Annotated in this window: 19 protein-coding genes and 1 pseudogene; 11 read left to right on the top strand and 9 right to left on the bottom strand. The window is 59.6% G+C overall.

The features are described from left to right. Positions 1 to 6 precede the first annotated feature (6 nt). Complete coding sequence (istA, locus tag AZF01_RS18200; protein WP_024707382.1) at positions 7 to 1,503, top strand: IS21 family transposase; 1,497 nt, start codon at positions 7 to 9, stop codon at positions 1,501 to 1,503. Continuing rightward, positions 1,500 to 2,258, top strand: a complete 759-nt coding sequence (gene istB / locus AZF01_RS18205; protein WP_024707381.1) for an IS21-like element helper ATPase IstB — start codon at positions 1,500 to 1,502, stop codon at positions 2,256 to 2,258. The genes istA and istB overlap by 4 nt, the downstream gene beginning before the upstream one ends. A 639-nt stretch (positions 2,259 to 2,897) precedes the next feature. Here istB and AZF01_RS18210 read toward each other — a convergent pair. From AZF01_RS18210 to AZF01_RS18230, 5 genes are all read right to left on the bottom strand, one after another. Beyond that, on the bottom strand, positions 2,898 to 4,349 hold the full coding sequence (locus AZF01_RS18210; protein WP_024706843.1) for an aldehyde dehydrogenase: 1,452 nt from the start codon (positions 4,347 to 4,349) through the stop codon (positions 2,898 to 2,900). Positions 4,350 to 4,473: 124 nt separating this feature from the next. Then, the gene (gene hcaB, locus AZF01_RS18215; protein WP_024706842.1) at positions 4,474 to 5,307 is read right to left on the bottom strand and encodes a 3-(cis-5,6-dihydroxycyclohexa-1,3-dien-1-yl)propanoate dehydrogenase; all 834 of its coding nucleotides are present in this window, start codon (positions 5,305 to 5,307) and stop codon (positions 4,474 to 4,476) included. A gap of 31 nt (positions 5,308 to 5,338) precedes the next feature. After that, a complete protein-coding gene (locus AZF01_RS18220; RefSeq protein WP_024706841.1) occupies positions 5,339 to 5,644 on the bottom strand; it encodes a non-heme iron oxygenase ferredoxin subunit in 306 nt (101 codons plus the stop codon). 10 nt (positions 5,645 to 5,654) lie between these two features. Further along, positions 5,655 to 6,212 (bottom strand): aromatic-ring-hydroxylating dioxygenase subunit beta, encoded by a 558-nt coding sequence (locus AZF01_RS18225; RefSeq protein WP_024706840.1) that lies wholly within the window; start codon positions 6,210 to 6,212, stop codon positions 5,655 to 5,657. An 84-nt stretch (positions 6,213 to 6,296) separates the two neighbouring features. After that, a complete protein-coding gene (locus tag AZF01_RS18230) occupies positions 6,297 to 7,661 on the bottom strand; it encodes an aromatic ring-hydroxylating dioxygenase subunit alpha (protein ID WP_036236102.1) in 1,365 nt (454 codons plus the stop codon). A 181-nt stretch (positions 7,662 to 7,842) separates the two neighbouring features. Between AZF01_RS18230 and AZF01_RS18235 the strand changes: the two genes are divergently transcribed. The 8 genes from AZF01_RS18235 (at position 7,843) to AZF01_RS18270 (ending at position 16,741) form a co-directional block, all read left to right on the top strand. Continuing rightward, entirely contained in the window at positions 7,843 to 8,814 is a 972-nt protein-coding gene (locus AZF01_RS18235) for a TAXI family TRAP transporter solute-binding subunit (protein WP_024706838.1), read from the top strand. 84 nt (positions 8,815 to 8,898) lie between these two features. After that, positions 8,899 to 10,839, top strand: coding sequence for a TRAP transporter fused permease subunit (locus tag AZF01_RS18240; protein WP_024706837.1), 1,941 nt, complete (start codon positions 8,899 to 8,901; stop codon positions 10,837 to 10,839). Between the two features lie 59 nt (positions 10,840 to 10,898). Then, positions 10,899 to 11,609 (top strand): fumarylacetoacetate hydrolase family protein, encoded by a 711-nt coding sequence (locus AZF01_RS18245; protein WP_024706836.1) that lies wholly within the window; start codon positions 10,899 to 10,901, stop codon positions 11,607 to 11,609. Then, on the top strand, positions 11,606 to 12,253 hold the full coding sequence (maiA, locus tag AZF01_RS18250) for a maleylacetoacetate isomerase (RefSeq protein ID WP_024706835.1): 648 nt from the start codon (positions 11,606 to 11,608) through the stop codon (positions 12,251 to 12,253). Before AZF01_RS18245 ends, maiA begins: the two co-directional genes overlap by 4 nt. A 66-nt stretch (positions 12,254 to 12,319) precedes the next feature. Then, a complete protein-coding gene (locus tag AZF01_RS18255) occupies positions 12,320 to 13,564 on the top strand; it encodes a CaiB/BaiF CoA-transferase family protein (RefSeq protein ID WP_024706834.1) in 1,245 nt (414 codons plus the stop codon). Next, positions 13,561 to 14,517: a hydroxymethylglutaryl-CoA lyase gene (locus tag AZF01_RS18260; RefSeq protein WP_024706833.1), complete on the top strand. Its 957-nt coding sequence runs from the start codon at positions 13,561 to 13,563 to the stop codon at positions 14,515 to 14,517. The genes AZF01_RS18255 and AZF01_RS18260 overlap by 4 nt, the downstream gene beginning before the upstream one ends. A gap of 28 nt (positions 14,518 to 14,545) precedes the next feature. Further along, entirely contained in the window at positions 14,546 to 15,790 is a 1,245-nt protein-coding gene (locus AZF01_RS18265) for a cytochrome P450 (protein ID WP_024706832.1), read from the top strand. 93 nt (positions 15,791 to 15,883) lie between these two features. Then, a complete protein-coding gene (locus tag AZF01_RS18270; RefSeq protein ID WP_024706831.1) occupies positions 15,884 to 16,741 on the top strand; it encodes a fumarylacetoacetate hydrolase family protein in 858 nt (285 codons plus the stop codon). Between the two features lie 60 nt (positions 16,742 to 16,801). On the opposite strand, the gene AZF01_RS18275 is transcribed toward AZF01_RS18270, so the two are convergent. Further along, positions 16,802 to 17,335: a MarR family winged helix-turn-helix transcriptional regulator gene (locus tag AZF01_RS18275; protein WP_024706830.1), complete on the bottom strand. Its 534-nt coding sequence runs from the start codon at positions 17,333 to 17,335 to the stop codon at positions 16,802 to 16,804. A 179-nt stretch (positions 17,336 to 17,514) separates the two neighbouring features. Between AZF01_RS18275 and AZF01_RS18280 the strand changes: the two genes are divergently transcribed. Next, positions 17,515 to 17,829: an IS110 family transposase gene (locus tag AZF01_RS18280; protein ID WP_024706829.1), complete on the top strand. Its 315-nt coding sequence runs from the start codon at positions 17,515 to 17,517 to the stop codon at positions 17,827 to 17,829. Between the two features lie 31 nt (positions 17,830 to 17,860). Here AZF01_RS18280 and AZF01_RS18285 read toward each other — a convergent pair. The 3 genes and pseudogenes from AZF01_RS18285 to AZF01_RS18295 form a co-directional block, all read right to left on the bottom strand. Then, a pseudogene (locus AZF01_RS18285) lies at positions 17,861 to 18,069 on the bottom strand (IS66 family transposase); the annotation flags it as partial. 414 nt (positions 18,070 to 18,483) lie between these two features. Then, complete coding sequence (locus AZF01_RS24755) at positions 18,484 to 18,879, bottom strand: transposase (RefSeq protein WP_081725684.1); 396 nt, start codon at positions 18,877 to 18,879, stop codon at positions 18,484 to 18,486. Continuing rightward, positions 18,876 to 21,239: a transketolase gene (locus AZF01_RS18295; RefSeq protein ID WP_024706827.1), complete on the bottom strand. Its 2,364-nt coding sequence runs from the start codon at positions 21,237 to 21,239 to the stop codon at positions 18,876 to 18,878. The genes AZF01_RS24755 and AZF01_RS18295 overlap by 4 nt, the downstream gene beginning before the upstream one ends. Positions 21,240 to 21,323: the final 84 nt, after the last annotated feature.

A 21,323-nucleotide genomic window follows, 5' to 3' on the forward strand; every position in this document is an offset into this window, starting at 1 on the left:
TATACCGTGGAACTATATCTGAAGGTCCGTCTGGCTTGCTCGGAAGGCATGAGCCGGCGTCAGGCTGCAAAGCATTTCAACATATCTCGCGACAGCGTTTCCAAGATGCTGTCCTATTCGACGCCACCGGGCTATCAGCGGCAATCACCGATCCGGCGACCGAAGCTGGATGCGTTCGTTTCGACGATCGATCACTGGCTTGATGAGGACAGACAAGTGCCGCGCAAGCAGCGCCATACGGCCAAGCGGGTGTTCGACCGGCTTCGAGACGAGCGCGGGTTCACTGGCGGCTACACGATCATCAAGGATTATATGCGCGAGCGGGATCAGCGTCGCCAGGAGGTGTTCGTGCCGCTGGCGCATCCGCCAGGACATGGGCAGGCCGATTTCGGCGAGGCGGTGGTTGTCATTGGGGGCGTGGAGCAAAAAGCGCATTTCTTCGTGCTCGATCTTCCCCACAGCGACGGCTGCTATGTGCGGGCCTATCCGGCGGCGGTGGCAGAGGCATGGGTCGATGGCCACATCCATGCGTTCGCCTTCTTCGGGGCTGTGCCGCAGTCGATCGTCTACGACAATGATCGCTGCCTTGTGGCGAAGATCCTGCCCGGTGGCACACGCAAGCGGGCAACGCTGTTCAGCGGCTTCCTGTCGCATTACCTGATCCGGGATCGTTACGGACGGCCGGGCAAGGGCAATGACAAAGGGAATATCGAGGGTCTCGTCGGTTATAGCAGGCGCAACTTCATGGTGCCGATCCCGCAGTTTGCGACATGGGAGGCATTCAACACCTGGCTGGAAGAGCAATGCCGCAAGCGCCAGCGCGACAGGTTGCGGGGCGAGAGCGAGACAATCGGAGAACGGCTGCAGCGCGATCTTGCTGCCATGCGCCGATTGCCGGCGTCGCCATTCAATGCCTGCGACCAGACGAGTGCCAGAGTCACGGCCCAGTCGCTCGTTCGCTACAAGACCAACGACTATTCCGTGCCGGTCGCCTATGGCCATCAGGATGTCTGGGTCCGGGGCTATGTCGACGAGGTGGTGATCGGCTGCCGTGGCGAGATCATCGCCCGCCATCCTCGGTGCTGGGAACGGGAAGACATCGTCTTCGACCCTGTGCATTACCTGCCGCTGATCGAGCAGAAGATCAATTCTCTGGATCAGGCGGCCCCTCTCCAGGGTTGGGATCTGCCGGACGAGTTCGCCACGCTGCGCCGCCTGATGGAGGGCCGCATGGCCAAACATGGCCGGCGGGAATATGTGCAGGTTCTGCGCTTACTGGAGAACTTTGACCTTGCGGACCTTCATGCGGCGGTGAAGCAAGCTATTCAGCTCGGCGCAATCGGCTTCGACGCCGTCAAGCATCTCATCCTGTGCCAGGTGGAGCGCCGACCACCGAGACTGGACCTGTCTATTTATCCCTACTCGCCGAGGGCGACGGTCGAGACGACATCGGCGAAGGCATATATGCGACTGCTTTGTGCACATGGGGAGGAAGCGGCATGAACACCGAAGTCCCGGAGATCCTGCTTTCCCATTATCTCAAAGCCCTCAAGCTGCCGACCTTCCAGCGCGAGTATCAAAAGCTGGCCCGGCTGTGCGCCACCGAAGGCATCGACCATGTCGGATACCTCACCCGGCTTGCCGAGCGGGAGATGATCGAACGGGATCGCCGTAAGGTCGAGCGCCGCATCAAGGCGGCACGGTTCCCGGCCGTCAAAAGCCTGGACAGCTTCGACTTCGCCGCCATCCCCAGGCTGAACAAAATGCAGGTGCTGGAATTGGCTCGATGCGAGTGGATCGAGCGGCGCGAGAACGTCATCGCCCTTGGTCCCAGCGGCACGGGCAAGACCCATGTGGCTCTTGGCCTCGGCCTGGCAGCCTGCCAGAAGGGCATGTCCGTCGGCTTTGCCACGACCGCAGCGCTGGTCAGCGAGATGATGGAGGCGCGTGACGATAGGCGTCTGCTGCGGTTCCAGAAGCAGATGGCCGCCTACCAGCTTCTCATCATCGATGAGCTGGGCTTCGTGCCGCTCTCCAAGACCGGCGCAGAATTGCTGTTCGAGCTGATCTGGCAACGCTACGAACGGGGCGCCACCCTGATTACCAGCAATCTTCCTTTTGACGAATGGACGGAAACTCTGGGATCCGAGCGTTTGACCGGCGCTCTGCTCGACCGCATCACCCATCACGTCAACATCCTCGAAATGAACGGCGACAGCTATCGTCTCGCCCAAAGCCGCGCCAAAAAGGCCGGCTGACACCCTTCGAAAAATCACCGCGCGCGCATGAGACCCCCGCTCGGGCTACGCCCTCCCGCGGGTCTCATGCGCGCGCCAAGATGGCCGATTATTGCGCCGCCGCGTGGCCGGTTTTTACTCCGCCGTTGACAACCTTCCCTTCTGGGCAACGTGACGCCGGCTCATTTCTTCAGAACAAGCCAGGCGGACCTTCAGATATAATTACACAGTGTAGATCCCCACGCGCTCCTGCTGTCGTCGCAGAAGGGTAAATATGTGGCCGACTTTTACGCCTTCCGCAGCAGAATGATCCCGCCGCTTCCGTGGATTAATTTTGCACGGCCGCTCTCCGTCGGACACGGCGGGTCGGGTCTCCAGAAATCGCGGGGATTCGCAACGATAACGAATTACTACACTATTTCAATGGCTTGAGCCACATCCGCCAGTTGGCCGAGAATTTTTCGGGCGAAGCACTCTCGTTTTGAACGAGGGACCACAAGGTTTCGGCCAACCGGCACGATCTCGTTACCCAACCCCCGAGCTCGCTGAAATCCAGTCCCATAGCCCAACGATCTTGATTGGGCGGATGCGAACAGCATGACCGACATCACTGAAGACGGTCAATTTGCAAACCGCATCCGCCCGGTTTCGGGCGCGCTCTTACAGCGGATACGGTTGGGACGGCTGTTCGATCGTAATCCACTTCAACTCGGTGAATTCATCAATCACCGCAATGCTATCGAACCGACCCCAACCGCTGGCCTTCGTGCCCCCATAAGGCGCTTGGGCCTCATTGGAGACGGTGGAACCGTTGATGTGCACCGCACCGGTCTGGATGCGCATTGCGACATCAAGTGCTCGTGCCATGTCTGTTCCGAAGACGGCAGCGGACAAGCCGTATTCAGTGTCATTGGCCACCCGCACAGCTTCCTCCGCGCCGCATACACGGATCACCTGCAAGATCGGACCAAAGGCTTCCTCGGAATAGATGCGCATCTCGGGTGTGACTCCGTCGAGCACAGTCGGTGCCATCAAGGTGGTGTCTGCGTGCCCGCCAGACCGTATCTTCGCACCCTTTGCGACCGCGTCGGCCAGCAAACCGTTCAAGCGATCAACGGCGCCCTGGCTGATGATCGGGCCAAGCGCGCAAGCCGCCTGGGAGCGTGGATCGCCCGCCTCCAGTTGTGCTGCCCGCGCAGCGAGTTTCTCGACAAACGCATCGGCGACAGACTCATCGACAATGGCGCGCTCGGTCGTCATACAGATCTGGCCCTGATAGAGAAATGCGCCGAAGATGGTCGCATTCACGGCGCCGTCGATATCCGCATCCGCAAGCACCACCATGGGCGACTTGTCGCCGAGTTCCATCAGGCTGCGCTTGAGATGGCGGCCACAAGCTGTGGCAATGATCCGGCCCACATGCGTCGAACCGGTGAAGTTAACACGCCGCACAGCCGGATGCGCGATCATTGCCTCCACGACTTCGGGCGCGTCCTTCGGGTCGTTGATCACGAAGTTGAGCGTTCCGGGGGGGAAACCGGCTGCATGGACGGCCTCGGCAACCAGCACATGGGTCTTGGGCGAGGTTTCCGATGCGCGGAAGACAACCGTGTTACCGCACATCAGCGGATAGGCGATAGCCCGTGCCGCCAGAACAATCGGCCCGTTCCAGGGTACGATCGACAGGATAACACCGACCGGCTGGCGCACGGTCATCGACAAAGTGCCCGGCTTGTCAGAGGGGATAGTGTTGCCCTGGATCTGCGTAGTCATCGCAGCGGCCTCGCGGAATACATTCGCCGCGAGCATGACATTGAAACGCGCCCAAAGATCGCCTGCCCCGACCTCGGCCTTCATCGCAAGAACGAACTCTTCTGTGCGCCTTTCGATCTCTTCGGCGGCCTTCATAAGCAGTACGCGGCGCTGGCCGGGGCCAGTCTGCGACCAGGATGCAAATGCGCGCTCGGCGGATTCGATCGCCGCCACGGCATCCTGCGGATTCGCGGCCGCGCCCTGCGTCACGACCTCGCCACTTACCGGTGAGCGGCGTTCAAATGTGACGTTGCCTGTAGCATTCCGGGGCTCGTTGTCGATATAGAGCTGAATAGTCATGCCATGTCCTTATGGAGTTTGTGTCGCTACTCTTGGGGCTCGCGCCGACCAGACGGTTGCGCGAAGATCTGTCTGGAGAACGGTCCAGTCTCAACCGCGCGCACTATCCGGCGCGCTTCCTTGGTTAGATTGCGCCGAACTTTTCAACGAGATCCGCACCCATGTTCGGAGAGGCGAAGCCCCGCATACCGATACCGCCATCGAAATTTAGGACGCCGCCGGTGCCTGGCGTATTGTCGCGACGATTGGCAAAGAAGACGTAGGCACCGGCATATTCCCGCGCATTAAATGCGCGCTCAAGTGGCAGCATCTGCTTCATCAGGTCGTCGAGCGGAATATCGGAAAACTTGATTCCCTGTTGTGAAAGCGCACTGGTTCCGGCGAGGTTGCTTCCGCCAACACCTCCCGGCGCGATACCGTTCACCCGCACATACGGTGCGAACTCATGCGCCATCTGCTTGATCATGCCGACCACTGCATGCTTCGTCGCGGTGTAAAGAACACCGCCACCGCCAGGATAGAAGGACGCGTTCGAAGCAGTGAAAATCATGTGGCCCTTGGTCTTGTAAAGCGCGGGCAATGCCGCCTTGGCCCCTAGGACATAGCCCTTGACGTTGATGCCGAACATCTCGTCGAAAGCAGATGACAAGTCGCCATCTTCTGTCGAAACCATGGTTTTCGAATAGTCCCAGATGCCGGCGTTGCCGATGAACGTGTCGAGCTTGCCGAAGGCCTTGAGACATTCGGCAACCGCCCGATTGTTGTCAGCCACCTCGCGCACATCACCCGCGATGCCAACAACCTTGTCGCCGAGTGCCTTCACGACCTCATCGATGCGCTCCTGCGAGCGGTCGAAGATTGCGACACGCGCGCCTTCCTCGACGAAGCGTTCGACGATGGCTTGTCCAAGACCGGACCCTCCGCCCGTCACGAGCGCGACTTGATCCTTGAGTTGCATTGTAATTCCTCCCGTATTTTAACGCTGCTTCTCAGCAGTTAATGTATATGAAGTCGCCGTCGACCTTTGCAGGAAACACCTTGAGTGCCTCACAAGCAGGCAGGGCCTTCACCTTGCCGGTTCTGACGCAAAATTTCGCGAAGTGCAGACTGCACTCGATAACTCCGTCCTCGATAAAACCGTCCGCGAGTGACCATGTGTCATGCGTACAGGTGTCTTGGACGGCGTGTATTTCGCCGTCCACTCGGCACACCAGTATCGGCTCAGGGCCACCTTCGAATACCTTCATCTCTCCCTCCGACACATCTGCCGAAGGGAACACCTTCATCCACGCCATTTTTACCCCATTAAAAGAAAAAGCTGAGATTGTTCGACAGGATTGTGCTCTGGTCGATCAGGATCGTGCGGCGCACAATCTCGAAGCCCGCTTCGGTTTCAACCCGACGCAGGACATCCCGTCGCTCACAAGCGAAAACGTCGAGCTGGCGCTCCTGCCGCGTCCTGTACACCATCGACGCCGAAATGACATTGATCGTGTTCTCATTCTCGGGAACGAGCATGACGTTGCTGATCAGATAGCGCAAGCGAGAGGCCGGGTTTTCGGACCACCCCACATCCGACAGGATCTTGCGGATCCGGCCTTTCATCGTGTGCCAGTTGTCGTCGAAATGAGCAAAGCCTTGCTCATCCGTATATTCCTGTGCCACTTCGCGCATGATTTTCGTTGAACGGATCGGCATCCAATAGTGAATGTCCTCAGCCAAAAGACTGAACCACTCTTTGTAACGGCGATCCGTCAGAAGCTTGGATTCCCAATACAGGAACTGTTCGACTTCGTGCTGAAGTTCCAGAGAAACGACCTTGGGCTTGCTTTCGAAGGCAGCCTTGAAAGTGTCATCGAGCATTTTTTCCTCCCTCAGTGCAGAACTATCTGCCGACAGCGTCGGCAGACGTTTGATACATATGCAGACATTTCCGCCGGTTGAACGTTACTCCGCGGCGAGCGGCCTTTGCTGGCTCCGACGGATGGCAGGCCAATCCGGTGCTGTCATGATCTCGGTCCAGTAGCGGTACAGGCCGCGCGCCGACTCCTCACTATAGGTGTAGGCGAAGCTCAGCCCGGGGAAGCCCTCAGGATTATCGGCCGTCACCGTATGTGTTCCCATCTCGATGTTGAACTTCTGGTTTTGAGCAACATGACCGCGCAGCACTTGTTGGATGTCGCACCAGTTTTCGCCATCATCCTGTTCGAACACGCCACCCGCCGAGAATGTGCGCGATGTGTTGCGACGCCATTCGTCCTTGATCTCCTGCGGGGCAGTTTTGTCAACGACAGTGAACGTCCAGACCTCGATCTCGTTTGGACCGCGAGGCTGCCACATGCGGACCGTGTTAATCCCTGCCAGGAACGACAGGTTCGGGAAGACGTTGGTATGGCAAAGATGTACATCTGCCCGTCCCTGACCCAAACGGCGCACGGTCTCCTCGTAAGCCGGCCCGGTCGTCAGGTATTCCGTCACCTTCGGTCCGAGAATTGTCATGTAAAACATCGGGTTACGCAGGAACAAGCCGCACCCGTGTCCGTTCTCCAAATGGACATTCAAGCCCTCCGTCGGAGGGGCAACCTGGGTAATATCCACATCTTCCGGCACGCCCGCCATGATGCCGGACAGGTGTGAGGTGGTGCCTGCATGATAAGCGTCCGAAGCGAACTGCTCTGCCGCGAACTTCCAGTTGCAGGGAATGACCCACTTCTGGATGCCGGGGATCGCCTCGGTCCCCTCCTCACAGCGGTCGAGCATAATGTCCATATAGAATTTGACGTCACCCAGGTATTCGTCGAGCGGAGGCGCGTCGGCGTCCCAGTTGGCAAAAATCAGGCCCTTGTAGGTTTCGACGCGCGCCTGCTTCGGTCCCCACTCCGCCTTGTTCAGGCAACCACCGAAGGCTTCCTTCTCCATCGGTACGCTTACCAGATCGCCACCCTGATTGTATGCCCAACCATGGTAGGTACATGTAAAGGACTTAGCGTTGCCCGAATCGGCCCGGCAGATCCTCATTCCGCGGTGCTGGCACTGGTTTAGGAACACCCGGATGCTGGCGTCCTTCTGGCGCACAACGACCACAGGATCCTCGCCGATGTAGGCGGTCGTGAAGTCGCCCGGCTTCGGGATTTGCGATTCGTGACCCATGCAAATCCAGGTGCGCGCAAAAATGCGCTCAAGCTCAAGACGATAAAGGGCCTCGTCAACATAAATCTTAGGATCGTACTTACCGCCCTTCTCGTCGACCATTGCAAGAATTTCGGCATCGGAATAAGCGCCAGCGGCGCCCGCAATCGTTCTTACGTTCATCTAAACTCCTCCCTGTGGCTTCGATGTCCGCCTTGTCCACTTAATGCAGACCATGCGTCCTTGTTTACATTTATCCGTTCCAGGCGACCTTGGCAATAAGAAAAGCATGCTTTACAATGAATGCCGGGGCGGGCATAAGGCAAATCTGTTGGGGGAGTGCAGTCAGAGGGAGGCCAAGGAGATGAATACATTTTGTGCGCGCATAGCAGGCGCGATGATGGTTGCGGCGACGGCGACGGGCGGTGTCTCCGCTCAGGTTGCGTCGATCACGACACCTCCTGCGGGTTCGGTCTGGAATACGATGGCTTCGGTCATCTCGGCCCAGGCCCAGAGGAGCGATGGCGGGCGGCTGGTGGTCCAGGCGTATAGCGGAAACGCACAGATGCTTCAGGCCGTGGACAGCAAGGACGCAGAATTCACACTTACTGACATCAATGACATGATCGTCGCGGTCGCGGGGGAGGGTGATTACTCTGCGCCGCTGCCGAATCTGCGTGTCTTGGCGAAGATCAATCCCTTTGCGGTGGGGCTGTTCGTCCGGGCGGATTCCGGCATGACGCGCGTGTCCGATCTCGCCGGGAAGCGTGTGCCCACGGGCTGGGAGGCTTTCCCGCTGAACCGTCCGCTGGTGAGTGCGCTTCTCGAGGCGGACGGGATCAGCTATGACGAAGTGGTTCAAATGCCGATCCCCGACATCATTCGCGGTGCCGATGCTTTGGCCTCGGGCCTGACGGATGCGGCCTTCTTCGCGGTGGGCGGGCCGAAGGTCGCCGAGGTTGGCGCGACGGTAGGCGGGGTCCGCTATCTTCAGGTCGCCTCGGATGAAAAGGCGCTCAAGGCGATACGCAAATACCGCCCGGCCTATTACTTCTCGGAGGTTACACCCTCGCCGGTTCGGGTGGGTATCGAAGCACCGATAATGATGCTGACATGGGACAATGTCCTTGTTGCCGGTGCCCATGTTTCCGACGAACAGGTCACGGCGCTGCTGGCCGCGATCTTCGATAATGTGGATGCGATCGGTGATTCCTATCCTCCGCTTCGCATGATGAACCTGGATACCGCCTATGTCGATTACCCGGGTGTGGAATATCATCCTGCTGCGGTGGCCTTCTTTGCCCAGCGTGGCGTCGCCATCCGTCCTGTTGACTGACAAGACTATGACTGTGTGCCGGGTCGGGAGACTTACCTGCCCGGTCCTTGTTTTTGTGTTCGCTCAACTCGGAGGGAGTGGGTCTTGGCTCAAACAACTGGCACCCGGACGCCGACGATTCGTCGTATCGCTGTCCATACACAGGCGGTGGCACTTTCGCTTCTGGCCATTTCCGTTGGGTTTGACGCGCCCAGCCGCCTCGGGCTGAACGTCTATGTCGAACAGATATTGGCAGTCGCTCTGGGGCTTGGCCTGGGCCTTGTGTTCCTGATCGACAGAAGAAGCGTCGGCGAGAGAGATCTGGGCAGCGGCGGCGAGAATGATCCGGTGCCTGGTGGCAGTTCCATTGACTGGATTCTTGCGGTTCTGGGGCTGTTCCTTTCTCTATATGTTGCGGTGAACTACGCCGATATCGTCTCTCGTGTGATGTCCGCTCCCGCCGATATCGTGGCAATGGCCATTGGGCTGGCTCTGCTGGTGCTCGAGGGGTTGCGCCGGGTCGTGGGCTGGACCCTGGTTCTGGTGGTGCTCTTCATTGTCGGTTACGGGATGATCGGCCACCTGGTTCCGGGTGCGATGCAGACGCGACAGGTCTCTCCGGATCGTCTGTTGTCCTATATCGCCTTCGATGCCAACGGCATGCTCGGGCTTACCATGAATGTGTCCGTAACGGTCGTTGCCGCGTTCGTGCTGTTCGGGCAGATCCTCGTGCGGGCGGGCGGTGGCGAGTTCTTCAACGACATCGCGCTTTCCGCATTGGGGCGTCGCCGCGGCGGCGCGGCCAAAATTTCGATTCTCGCCTCGGCGCTTTTTGGCACGATTTCCGGGGTCGTGGTTTCCAACATAGTCGCGACCGGGGTGGTCACCATCCGACTGATGATCCGCTCGGGGTATCGGCCCCAGATGGCTGCCGCAGTCGAGGCCGTCGCCTCGACCGGAGGGCAGATCGCCCCCCCGGTCATGGGGGCAGTCGCCTTCCTAATGGCCGATTTCCTCGGCGTTTCATATGCGCAGATTGCCATTGCTGCGATCATCCCGGCCGCGCTCTATTACTTTGCGGTGTACTGTCAGGTTGATCTTGAGGCCGCCAAGGCCAATATCGCCCCCCTGCATGAGGATGAAATTCCTTCTGCGCTCGGCACTCTGCGTCGCGGGGGTATCTTCATCCTGCCGTTTGCCGTGATCGTGATCGGCATGTTCTGGCTGGGCCAGCGGCCGGAAACGGCGGCACTCTGGGCGGCCGGCGTTGCCCTGATCTGCGGCATCGCATACGGCTACGGTGGTCGGCGCATCACGCTGCGGATGATCTGGCAATCGCTCGCCGACGCCGGCATCTCCATGACCGAGATCCTGATGATCGCCGCTGCCGCCGGCTTCATCATTGGCGTTCTCAACATCACCGGGCTGGGTTTTGTCGGCACCTTCGCGCTGGCCGAGATCGGTCGGGGCAACCTTCCGCTGCTCTTGTTCCTCACGGCCGTTGCCAGTGTTGTTCTTGGCATGGGGATGCCGACGGTTGCCGTCTATCTTTTGCTGGCGGTCCTTCTTACCCCGCCTCTGGTAGAGGCCGGGATCACACCGATGGCCGCCCATTTCTTCATCTTCTACCTGGGCATGATGTCAATGGTGACCCCGCCTGTCGGCATCGGCGCCTTCTTCGCCGCCGCGCTGGCCGGGGCCCCGCCGATGCAGACCGCATTCGTCTCGATGCGCCTCGGCTGGACAGCCTACATCATTCCCTTCATCTTCGTGGTCACGCCCGCCCTGCTGATGCAGGGAACCCCGGTTGAAATCTTTCTGGCCGCGTCTGCCGCGGCAATTGGGGTCTATGCCATATCCGTCGCCATGGTTGGCTGGTTCGGGGGCATGTTGTCAGGCTACGAACGCGCAGTCCTGGGCTTTGGCGGAGTGCTGCTTCTTATGCCGGAAGCATTGGGTGGCGGGTACACCCTCATGCTCCATGGCCTGGGTGTCGCAATCATGGTGGCACTTCAGTGGCTGCGCAGGGCGATGGTGCCGGGATAAATGCATCCTACGATGCCACATCGCTGAATTACAACCACGAGGAAAGGACAATAACCTCCATGAATTACAGCTTCCCGCTGCCTCCTGCCGTCAGCCTGCCTATCGCCGGTCGGGATGAGCGTTTTCCTGTGCGTCGGGTCTTCTGCGTCGGACGCAACTATGCAGAGCATGCGCGAGAGATGGGCAAGGATCCGGATCGCGATCCGCCGTTTTTCTTCACCAAACCCGCCGATGCCGTTGTCGAAGATGGGCAGACCGTCGCCTATCCGCCCGAAACGCAGAACTTCCACTATGAAGCCGAACTGGTGATCGCCATCGGCAAGGCTGGCACGGATATTCCCGAGGAACAGGCGCGCGACCACATCTTCGGCTACGCCATCGGCAACGACCTGACGCGGCGGGACTTGCAGCTTGCTGCTCGCGCGGCAGGCCGGCCCTGGGACTGGGGCAAGTCGTTTGATCGCTCGGCGGTGATAGGTCCGATCCACACTGGCGCGCCGGTCGGCAAGCCCGAGCATGGCCGGATCCAGTTGACGCTGAATGGCACCGTCAAGCAAAGCGCCGATCTGCAAGACCTGATCTGGTCGGTGCCAGAGATCATCTCGATCCTGTCGCGGTCGATGGAGATCCGGCCCGGCGATCTGGTGATGACAGGCACGCCTGCGGGTGTCGGCGCGATGCAGGTGGGCGATGTATGCGTCGTCTCGATCAGTCGGCTGGGAGAGATCACCACGACCATCGGACCGCGCGCGAAGGGACCCGTCGGATGACCTTCCGCCTTCACAATTTCTTCCGCTCATCGACCTCGACGCGGCTGCGCGCTGCCCTCAACCTCAAGGGCGTCGCCTATGACTATGTGCCCTATGTCCTGCGCAAGGGAGAAACCCGCACGCCCGAATTCCTGGCAATGAACCCTGCCGGACTTGTGCCGGTTCTGGAACGCGACGATGGCCAGGTTCTCGTGCAGTCGCTTGCCATTATCGAATGGCTCGACGAAACCCAGCCCGGGCCGCAGCTCTTGCCTGAGGGGGCAGACGCGCGCGCGCGCGTGCGCGCGCTTTCATACATGATCGCCTGCGAGATCCACCCCCTGAACAACCTGCGCGTCCTGACCCGCCTGGCCGAGCAATTCGGCGCCGACGAGGCCGCGCAGAAAGCCTGGTTCACCGAATGGGTCGCAACCACCTTTGACCCGCTCGAAATCATGCTGGCGCAAGACAGTCGCACCGGCCGTTTCTGCCACGGTGACACGCCGGGGTTCGCTGATTGCTGCCTTTATGCGCAGGTCTGGAACAACCGACGTTTCGACATTGATACAAGCCGCTGGCCCACCATCGCGAGGATATTCCAGGCGGCCGACGCGCTGCCCGCTTTCCGCGACGCCGCGCCAGCACATCAACCAGATGCGGTATGACGCAATACCGACAGAAGCCGGACTCTCCTGAAGCGAGTGAGACGCCGGATATCTCGAAGAGGACACATGGACACCAGACCAGAAGCCCCGCCACCCCTTAGCGGCATCCGCATTGTCGAAATCGGCCACTTCATTGCCGCTCCGTTCGCCACTCGCGTTCTCGGCGATCTTGGCGCCGAAATCATCAAGATCGAACCGCCCGATGGGGATCCTGTGCGGGGCTGGGGCGCGCAATCCAACGGTGCGTCGCTGTGGTGGAGCGTTCATGGTCGCAACAAGCGTTCGGTCGCGGTCGATCTCAAAAGCCCCGAAGGGGTCGAGGCCGTGGGACGTGTCATCGCGCGCTCTGATGCGCTGATCGAGAATCAGCGCCCCGGCGGTCTGGCGCGTCTCGGCTTCGATCTTAAAAGGCTGCAGGAACTGAGGCCGGGTCTCGTAGTGGCCCATGTCTCGGGATATGGACAGACCGGCCCGATGCGTGACCGTGCTGCATTCGGCGTCATTGGCGAGGCGATCGGGGGATTGCGCCACCTGACCGACCATCCGCCCGGCACGACCGATATGCCGCCGCCACGCGTAGGCATCAGCATCGGCGATTCCGTTGCCGGACTTTATGCAGTGATCGGCGTTCTCGCCGGTCTTTTGCGCCGAGACGGTCGGACGGACAGCCGTGGCGCCGACGATGACCAGATCTGCACCGTCGATATCGCCCTTACAGAAGCCGTCCTGTCGCTGATGGAAGGGATCGTCACGGAATATGGCGCGCTCGGGCTTGTGCGTCAACCCGTCGGGGCGCGGATCGCGTCGGCGGCACCCACCAGTGCCTATCCCTCGGCGGATGGCCGCTGGGTCATCATCGCCGCGAATTCCGATCTGCTTTTTCAGCGCCTGACGGCGCTGATCGGGCGCGCGGATCTGGCGGCAAGGCCGGAGTTGCAGAGCAATGCGGGCCGCCTCAAGCATGTGGACGAGCTTGACGAGGCGATTTCCGCCTGGTCCCGCCAGTTCGATGCCGGGCGACTTGCAGAGCTTCTGGCCAAGGCAGACATCCCCTCGACGCTGATCTATACTGCGGCAGAAATTGCCGATGATCCGCAGTTCCGCGCGCGGGGCATGGTGCGCGAAGTCAGCGATCCGCGCCATGGCAACCTGCTTCATCCCGGCATTGTGCCGCATTTCCCCGATTCCCCCGGCGCGATCCGTTGCACCGGCCCGGATGTCGGGCAAGATACCGAAGCGGTTCTGGCCGAGATTGCGGGCTATTCGAAGGATGAAATCAAGTTGCTCTACCAGAAGGGAGTAATAGCATGACCGCCGTCCAGATCGTTGAAGTCGGCCCCCGCGATGGCTTTCAGAACATCGGTCCCTTCATCCCGACCGAGACCAAGATCGCCGTGATCCGCGAGCTTGCCGCCGCGGGCGTGAAGCGGATGGAGATCACCTCCTTCGTCAGTCCGCGCGCCATTCCGCAACTCGCCGATGCAGGCGAAGTTCTGGCCGATGTTCTGGCCCAGGGCCGTGTTGTGCCGCAGGTGCTGGTCCCCAATGCCCGCTATGGCCAGAAGGCAATCACGGCGGGGGCGCGGTTCCTGTCCTATGTCATCTCGGTTTCGGAAAGCCACAGCCGATCGAACGTGCGCGCCACGCCGGATGAGGCCCTCGCCGATTACGCCCGGCTCGTCGCCCAGGCGCCCGACGGCCTGCGGATGCGGTTCAACCTCGCCACTGCATTCCATTGCCCATTCGAAGGCGTGACTCCGGCCAGCGCTGTCCTCGCAATTCTGGGACGCGCGCTGGAAATCTGCCCCGATGCCGAGATCTGCCTTTGCGACACGACCGGTCGCGGCGAACCGGCGCAGGTCGCGGAATTGTTCGAGGCGGCGATGGCGCGCTTCCCCGCCGTTTCCGCCTGGGCGATGCATGCACATGATACCTACGGCCACGGCACGGCAAATGTGCGCGCGAGCTATGATCAGGGTGTGCGCGTCTTCGATTCCGCGATTGGCGGGCTCGGCGGCTGCCCCTATGCCCCCGGCGCCAGCGGCAACGTCGCCACCGAGGATCTCGTGAGTCTGTTCCAGGATTACGGCGTGGAAACCGGAGTGGACCTTGTAGCTTTGGCGCCGATCGCTGCCGCCGTCCAAGCCCTGCCGGGCGCGAATTGCAGTCGGAACGGGATCGGCGTAGAGGACGGCGACAAAAACAAGGCAGAGTCCAAGTTGAAAATTGACAGCATGCTTACGACTGCCTATGAATCAAGCTGATTATAATGAAGAGCGCTGGGAGGAAAGAATGACCGGAGACACGAAAATCGATCAGAGGATTGTAGAGAAAGCTCGTGCTTTCAACCTCTTGTCCCCGCCGGATGACTATTTCGACGATCCAAGCAAATATTTTCGTCTTTTGCGCGATGGTGACCCGGTTCACCAGCAAGAAGACGGCACCGTTCTTTTAACCCGCTACGACGATGTGCGCCAGGTATGGCGAGACCTGTCAGGTCTCGTTTACAAGGGCGAGTATTTTGAGAAGAAATTCGGCAAGGGGCCCCTGCTTGAGCATCACACATCGACGATGCTGTTCCGTGACAACCCCGATCACGACCGGTTGCGCGATATCGTCAACCCCTTCTTCTCTCAGACGTCCATCAAGTCTCTGACAGACTTTACCCAAGACGTGATTGATCGTGAGATCAAGAAGGTCAAGCAAATGGGCGAGTTCGATTTCGTGCGAGATTTCGCGTTCCGGATCCCGGTAGCACTTATTTGCAGGGTCATCGGCGTTCCGGTTGAAGATGCCGACTATATCCAGGGCGTGGGGCGCAAAGTGCTTTTCCCACTTAACCCGCAGGTGCCGGCCGAAGCAATCAAACAGGGCCATGAAGCGGTCACGGAGTTCATGGGCTATCTGCGACCTTTTCTCGATGAGGTCAAGGCGCGCGCCACGATCGACCCGGCCGAGAGTATCCTTTGCGCGATGGCTGCGGCTCAGCGTGAGGGCGTTGAAGTCAGCGACGCCGAAATCCTGCATATGTGCATCGTGACGCTCAATGGCGGCCATGAGACCACCACAAACCTCATCTCTCAGGCGGTGCATTTCCTGATGGACGACCCCGAGAGCAAACAGCAACTGCGTGAGGGCGCGGTCCCTCTGCCTACGGCACTCGAAGAGCTGATTCGCTTCATCACACCGCTTCAGCTTCAGGGACGGCGCACGGTGAACGATGTGGAGCTTGCCAGTGGAAATGGCACGATCCCGGCTGGCACCGAGGTGGTTCTTGCCCAAGCCTCGGCGAACAGGGACGAGCGGATCTTCGAGAACCCCGACAAGCTTGATCTTGCGCGGCGTCCGAACAATCATGTCGCGTTTGGTGCGGGGATCCATGTCTGCCTGGGTCGACCACTTGCGAGGATGGAGGCGCCGATAGCCATTGCCGCCGTGCTGAAGGAACTACCGACCATGGTCCGCAACGGCGAGACACGCTTTCAGCGCAGCACGCGGTTCAGGGGGTTGGAGCAATTCCCGGTACGGCTGGCTTGATCCGCGATGACCGCGGGCATTGAGGTATTCTCATGATAACGGGCAATCCATGGGTGGCCCGCTATCATGGGCGCAAGTTGATAAGGAGAAAAAATGAAGATCTGTCGCTTCCACAAGAACCGTATCGGTCTTGTTCAGGACGGTGAGGTTGTCGATGTAACCTCGGCCCTCGACCTCTTGCCGCAGGTGCGCTACCCGTTGCCGCGGTATGACCCGTTGATCGCCCATCTCGATCAACTCAAGGAAGCATTCTTTGAGGCTGCCAAGACCGGAGAGCGTCGGCTCGCCCTTGAGCTGGCTTTCGATTCACCCATTGCAAACCCCGGCAAGCTTGTCGCGGCGCCTGTGAACTACGTCAAGCACCTGGAAGAGGCGCGCGCGCAGAAGGATCTACACCAAGGCAATGCAGCCCAGGTGCGGGTGATTCACGAGACGGGCCTGTTTCTAAAGGCCACCAGCAGTCTTATCGGCCCCTCCGAGCCGGTGACGCTGCGCTTCCCTGATCGCCGCAGCGATCACGAAATCGAACTCGCGGTCGTCATCGGCAAACGCGCCGACCGGGTGTCGGCGGAGCGCGCGCTGGAGCACGTCGCAGGATATGCGATCGGGCTTGACATGACGGCGCGCGGCGCCGAGGAGCGCAGCATGCGCAAGTCCATAGATAGCTATTCGGTGCTGGGTCCGTGGCTTGTAACTGCCGATGAAATCGTCGATCCGTCCCAGCTCGACTTCGAACTGAAGGTGGACGGCGTCACCAGGCAGAAGGCGAATACGCGTGATCTTGTGCTGAGCGTGCCGGAACTCATCGAGATGGCCAGCCGATTCTATACACTGGAAGTGGGCGACGTCATCTTCACCGGGACGCCCGAGGGAGTCGGGCAGGTTGAGCCGGGCAACAAGATCCATGCCTGGATTGACCGGATTGGATCAATGGAGATCGACGTCACCTGAAGTCGATAAAAAACCGGCCATCACCGCTTTGGGTGGCCGGTTTCAATCCCTGTGGCTGTGTCAATTCATCTCGGATTCCAGCGCTGCGGGAATTGATGGGCGCGTGTTCTTACCTGTAGCCTGAAGAAATACCGTAAGCGTTGTAAGTAGCTGATGTTGCTCCTCAAGAGCGAGATCATCCAACAGCAGCGACCTCAACCTTTCGACACGACCGAACGCCTTGGCGTAGAGTAACTCTCCGGCGGGAGTGAGGTCCAGCAGTTTCTGTCTTTGATCCGTATCACTCTTCTTGATCCGAAGCAAACCTCGCCTCTCGAGAGAGCTCGCTGTTCGTCCGCAACTGGCCTTGTCAACTGCGGCGCGCCGGGCCACTTCCGTAACTGAAAGGCCTGGGAAGCTGTGCGTTGTTGCGATAATGATCCAGCTCACAGGCGATAGCTTCAGGCCAGCCATGGCCTCGTCAAAAGCATACAGAAAGACTTGGTAGCTACGCCGAATCAGATGCGCGGGATGATCAGTAAGAACTCGAAAATCGTCTTCTTTTCCCGTGGTTTCGGCTGGTTGACGCTCGATCAAACTTTCGTTGCCCAACAATCTCTTTATTCTCACCTGTCCACCTATGGCGCAACACCGTTTGATGCTGCCTGCAATCTAGAGCTATCAGAAGGACATGAGGCCTTCTGATAGGAATTGATACAAGCTATGCGGAGAAAGACCAAGCAAATAAAGGCGTCACTACACGTATCTTCCGCATTTTAAGGTTCATCGGGGACATGCGAGCTAAGTGGCAGCCGCTCGACGAGCGTATCGATGCTTTGAATGACGATCTGTGTGAGCATGCGCGGACTGACGAAGCTGTGAACCGTCTGACCTCGATCCCGGGCATCGGCGTCCTTGGCACGACTGCGCTCGTTGCAGATGTTGGAGACGGTGAGGCGTTTCGCGAAGCCCGCGACGTCCCAGCTTGGCTCGGTCTCGTGCCGAAGCAGATGACGACAGGCGGGAAGCCGCGGCTACTCAGCGTCACCAAGCGGGGCAATATCTACCGTAAACGCTCATTTCCATGCGCGTTGACGCGGTCCGCTTGACCGGACGGGCGTGTCCTCCGGTGGCTTTTGATCAGGTAGCGGTAGTTTTGGCGAAGTTGAAGGACAGCAAATCAGTGATGTCGGCGTCTGTGGCGCGCTGTGGCAATTCGCTGAGGACATAGCGCAGTAGGCCAGGCGTTCGATGCCGCAGGCGCGGCACGTCAGCATCGGACTGTAGACAGCACTTGCCCTGGCTCCGTCCACGGTGTCGCTGAACAGCCAGGATTTTCTGCCGGTAGCAATGCCCGTTAATTCTGCCCATGTCGGCGATGAAGTCGAGGTCTATTATCGCTGGCATCCGTATTTCGCCCAGAGGGTTTCCATTCGCCGCGTCGAAGAACTCGCGACAGGTCGGTTTTTGAAGCTTTTGGGGCCGACGTGTGTCTCGATCTCGATTTCTGGATGATTGATCCTGTGGTGTGCAGCGGCATGAGCATGGGAACGGCACGCGCCGATCCTGCGGCGCTGATCGAACTGAACAAGCCGGTCACCGGTGGCGACGAGCCTGCACTCTTCCGAGGTGGACTCGTCCATCGAGCTGCGACCTTCAAGAAGAGTTCCCCGTGGACAGGAACCTTCTCTTCCAGCCGCACCCGGAGGTGGTCGCCGACGACCACGGCATCCAGCCCAAGCGCTTCACGCAGGCTTCATCGCTCAGATGGCGGCGATGTAGCATGTTGCTGTGAAGTTGGTTGCGAGCTTGTCATATCGAGTTGCGACGCGTCTCCAATCCTTGAGGCGGCAGAAGGTGCGTTCGATGATATTCCTGCGCTTATAGGCCTCAGGGTCGAAGGGCTGGATCTGTTTTCGGGTTGGATTGTTGGGGATCACAGGCTCGGCACCGCGCGCGATGAGGAAAGTGCGAAGCGCATTGCTGTCATATGCAGTGTCGGCGGCACATAGATTGCGAAAGAACCCTGATCGTCGCGCTATAAGGCGATGCGATAGCGGCGACCGTATGTGATGAGTTTGGATTGGTGGAAGCGACCAGTCCGATGTTGTTAACCTACATCCGTCAAGGGGGAGGCGCAGAATCTCAGATGAATTCAGACATAGCGCCTGACGTCAGGGCCGGGCGTCAGGCCCATGACAAGGTTGGCAATGCTGCGCGCGTCTATGCCATAATGACGATAGAGGTCGCCGATTGTACCGGTCTGGCCGAAATTCTCGACGCCAAGCGAGATGGCGCGATGGCCTTTGACGGAACCCAGCCATGCCAGCGTTGCCGGGTGCCCGTCGATGATCGTTACGATCACGCAATGTGGCGGCAGTTGCGCGAACAGCCGTTCAACAGTTGACAGGGCTTGCGCGTTCCCGTGCGCCCGTGCCCGTTGCGCTGCGGTCCAACCCGAATTCAGGCGGTCAGCTGATGTTACAGCCAGAACCGCAACATCACGGCGGTTTTCGCCAAGAATGGCAGCGGCCGAAATTGCCTCGGGTGCGATGACGCCTTGATAGGCGATGACCACTTCGCAATTCGGCCCTGGCTTGCGCAGCCAATAGCCGCCGTCGATGGCCCCTTGACGAAAGGCGTCGTCATGACGCTTGCCGGGCTGCTCAAGCGGGTTCGTCGATAGGCGCAGATAGACAGACCCGCCGGTCTCGTCTCGAAGCCAAGTGCGTTCGTCCACATAAGCTTCGCCATCCCTTTGCAGATAGTCGAGGGCCCAAGCCATTATGACTGCCAATTCGTCGGCAAAAGCGGGTTCGAAGGCCGCCAGCCCATCCTGCGCAATTCCAATCAGCGGCGTTCCGATGGATTGGTGCGCACCGCCTTCCGGAGCCAGCGTGACGCCGGACGGAGTCCCCACGATCATGAAGCGAGCGTCCTGATAGCAGGCATAGTTCAGCGCATCGAGGCCGCGATAAACGAAAGGATCATAGACCGTTCCAATCGGAATCAGCCGTTTGCCGAACAGGCTGTGCGACAAGCCCGCCGCTGCTAAAAGGAGAAACAGGTTCATTTCTGCGATGCCGAGTTCGATATGTTGCCCATCAGGCGTGAACTCCCATCTCGCGGTTGAAGGGATGCGGTGTTCGGTGAAAGTATCCGCCTGCGCCTTCCGCGCAAACAGCTTGCGCCGGTTGACCCAAGGTCCCAGATTGGTCGTGCCCGTCACATCCGGCGATGTGGTGACAATCCGCGCGGCAAGTTCACTGTCCCCCTTCGACAGGTCATCGAGGATCTTACCGAAGGCCATTTGGGTGGAAATCTCACGGAAGGTTGAAAGCTCGATGACGGGCACCGGCAGTTTCGTGTCGTGATGGCGGCGGCGGCCCTTGCTGAAGAAGGGCGCCCTGTCCAGATAGCTCTGGAACGCCTCAGGGTCCGCAATGGTGGCGAACTTGTCCCACTCTTGGCCGGTGGGCACGCCCATATGGCTCTGCCAGCTTTCAAACTGGCTCTTGGTCATCAAACCGCCGTGGTTGTCTTTGTGGCCCGCAATCGGCGTGCCCCAGCCCTTGATCGTATAGGCCAGAAAACAGACCGGGCGATCATGGTCGATGGCGGCAAAGGTCTCCGCCATGGTTTCCACGCAGTTTCCGCCAAGGTTCTCCATCAGGGTCGCCAGTTCATCGTCGGACCGGCTGTCGATCAGCCGGGTCACATCGCCCTGATCGCCCAAATCCTCCATCAGCCGCTTGCGCCAGACGGCCCCGCCCATGAAAGTCAGCGCCGAATACAGCTGGTTCGGGCAATCATCGACCCAGTCACGCAGCGCGCGGCCCCCCGGCTCTGCAAAAGCCGCGCGTTGCAGCCGCCCGTATTTGACCCGCACGACATCCCAACCGAAAGCTTCGAAGATCGCCTCGACCCGGGCAAAAAGGCCCTCGCGCACGATACCGTCCAGCGACTGCCGGTTGTAGTCGATGATCCACCAGCAATTGCGAAGATCATTCTTCCAGCCCTCCTGCAACGCCTCATAGATGTTGCCTTCATCAAGCTCGGCATCGCCGACCAGCGCCACCATGCGCCCAAGGGGCAAGGTCTGGCCCCAGGACTTCGCCGAGATGTAATCCTGGATGATCGCGGCAAAAGAGGTGATCGCCACACCCAGACCAACCGACCCCGTGGAGAAATCCACATCATCGACATCCTTGGTGCGCGAGGGATAGGATTGCACGCCCTCAAAGCCGCGGAAGTTTTCCATTCGCGCAAGGTCCATATTGCCCATCAGATATTGAATCGCATGGAACACCGGCGAGGCATGGGGCTTCACCGCGACCCGGTCCTGCGGGCGGAGCGCCGAGAAATAAAGGGCGGTCAGTATCGAGACCATCGAAGCCGAAGAGGCCTGATGACCGCCGATCTTGATGCCGTCCACCTTGGGGCGGATGTGGTTGGCATGATGGATCATCCAGTGGGACAGCCACAACAAGCGTTGTTCGATAGTCTTGAGATCGGTCATCGCGACTGTTCCTGAGGATTAATTCTTACGGGCATACTATCTTCACGAAGGCGCGTTTTCCCGGCTATTATGAGCGCATCATTC

It is taken from the genome of Martelella sp. AD-3 (genome assembly GCF_001578105.1).
In the GTDB taxonomy this organism is placed as follows: Bacteria; Pseudomonadota; Alphaproteobacteria; order Rhizobiales; family Rhizobiaceae; genus Martelella.

Coding starts and splice junctions, on each gene's coding strand:
- istB (WP_024707381.1), top strand. CDS start 1,500: ATGAACACCGAAGTCCCGGAGATCCTGCTTTCCCATTATCTCAAAGCC.
- AZF01_RS18210 (WP_024706843.1), bottom strand. CDS start 4,349: ATGACTATTCAGCTCTATATCGACAACGAGCCCCGGAATGCTACAGGC.
- hcaB (WP_024706842.1), bottom strand. CDS start 5,307: ATGCAACTCAAGGATCAAGTCGCGCTCGTGACGGGCGGAGGGTCCGGT.
- AZF01_RS18220 (WP_024706841.1), bottom strand. CDS start 5,644: ATGGCGTGGATGAAGGTGTTCCCTTCGGCAGATGTGTCGGAGGGAGAG.
- AZF01_RS18225 (WP_024706840.1), bottom strand. CDS start 6,212: ATGCTCGATGACACTTTCAAGGCTGCCTTCGAAAGCAAGCCCAAGGTC.
- AZF01_RS18230 (WP_036236102.1), bottom strand. CDS start 7,661: ATGAACGTAAGAACGATTGCGGGCGCCGCTGGCGCTTATTCCGATGCC.
- AZF01_RS18235 (WP_024706838.1), top strand. CDS start 7,843: ATGAATACATTTTGTGCGCGCATAGCAGGCGCGATGATGGTTGCGGCG.
- AZF01_RS18245 (WP_024706836.1), top strand. CDS start 10,899: ATGAATTACAGCTTCCCGCTGCCTCCTGCCGTCAGCCTGCCTATCGCC.
- maiA (WP_024706835.1), top strand. CDS start 11,606: ATGACCTTCCGCCTTCACAATTTCTTCCGCTCATCGACCTCGACGCGG.
- AZF01_RS18255 (WP_024706834.1), top strand. CDS start 12,320: ATGGACACCAGACCAGAAGCCCCGCCACCCCTTAGCGGCATCCGCATT.
- AZF01_RS18260 (WP_024706833.1), top strand. CDS start 13,561: ATGACCGCCGTCCAGATCGTTGAAGTCGGCCCCCGCGATGGCTTTCAG.
- AZF01_RS18265 (WP_024706832.1), top strand. CDS start 14,546: ATGACCGGAGACACGAAAATCGATCAGAGGATTGTAGAGAAAGCTCGT.
- AZF01_RS18270 (WP_024706831.1), top strand. CDS start 15,884: ATGAAGATCTGTCGCTTCCACAAGAACCGTATCGGTCTTGTTCAGGAC.
- AZF01_RS18280 (WP_024706829.1), top strand. CDS start 17,515: ATGCGAGCTAAGTGGCAGCCGCTCGACGAGCGTATCGATGCTTTGAAT.
- AZF01_RS18295 (WP_024706827.1), bottom strand. CDS start 21,239: ATGACCGATCTCAAGACTATCGAACAACGCTTGTTGTGGCTGTCCCAC.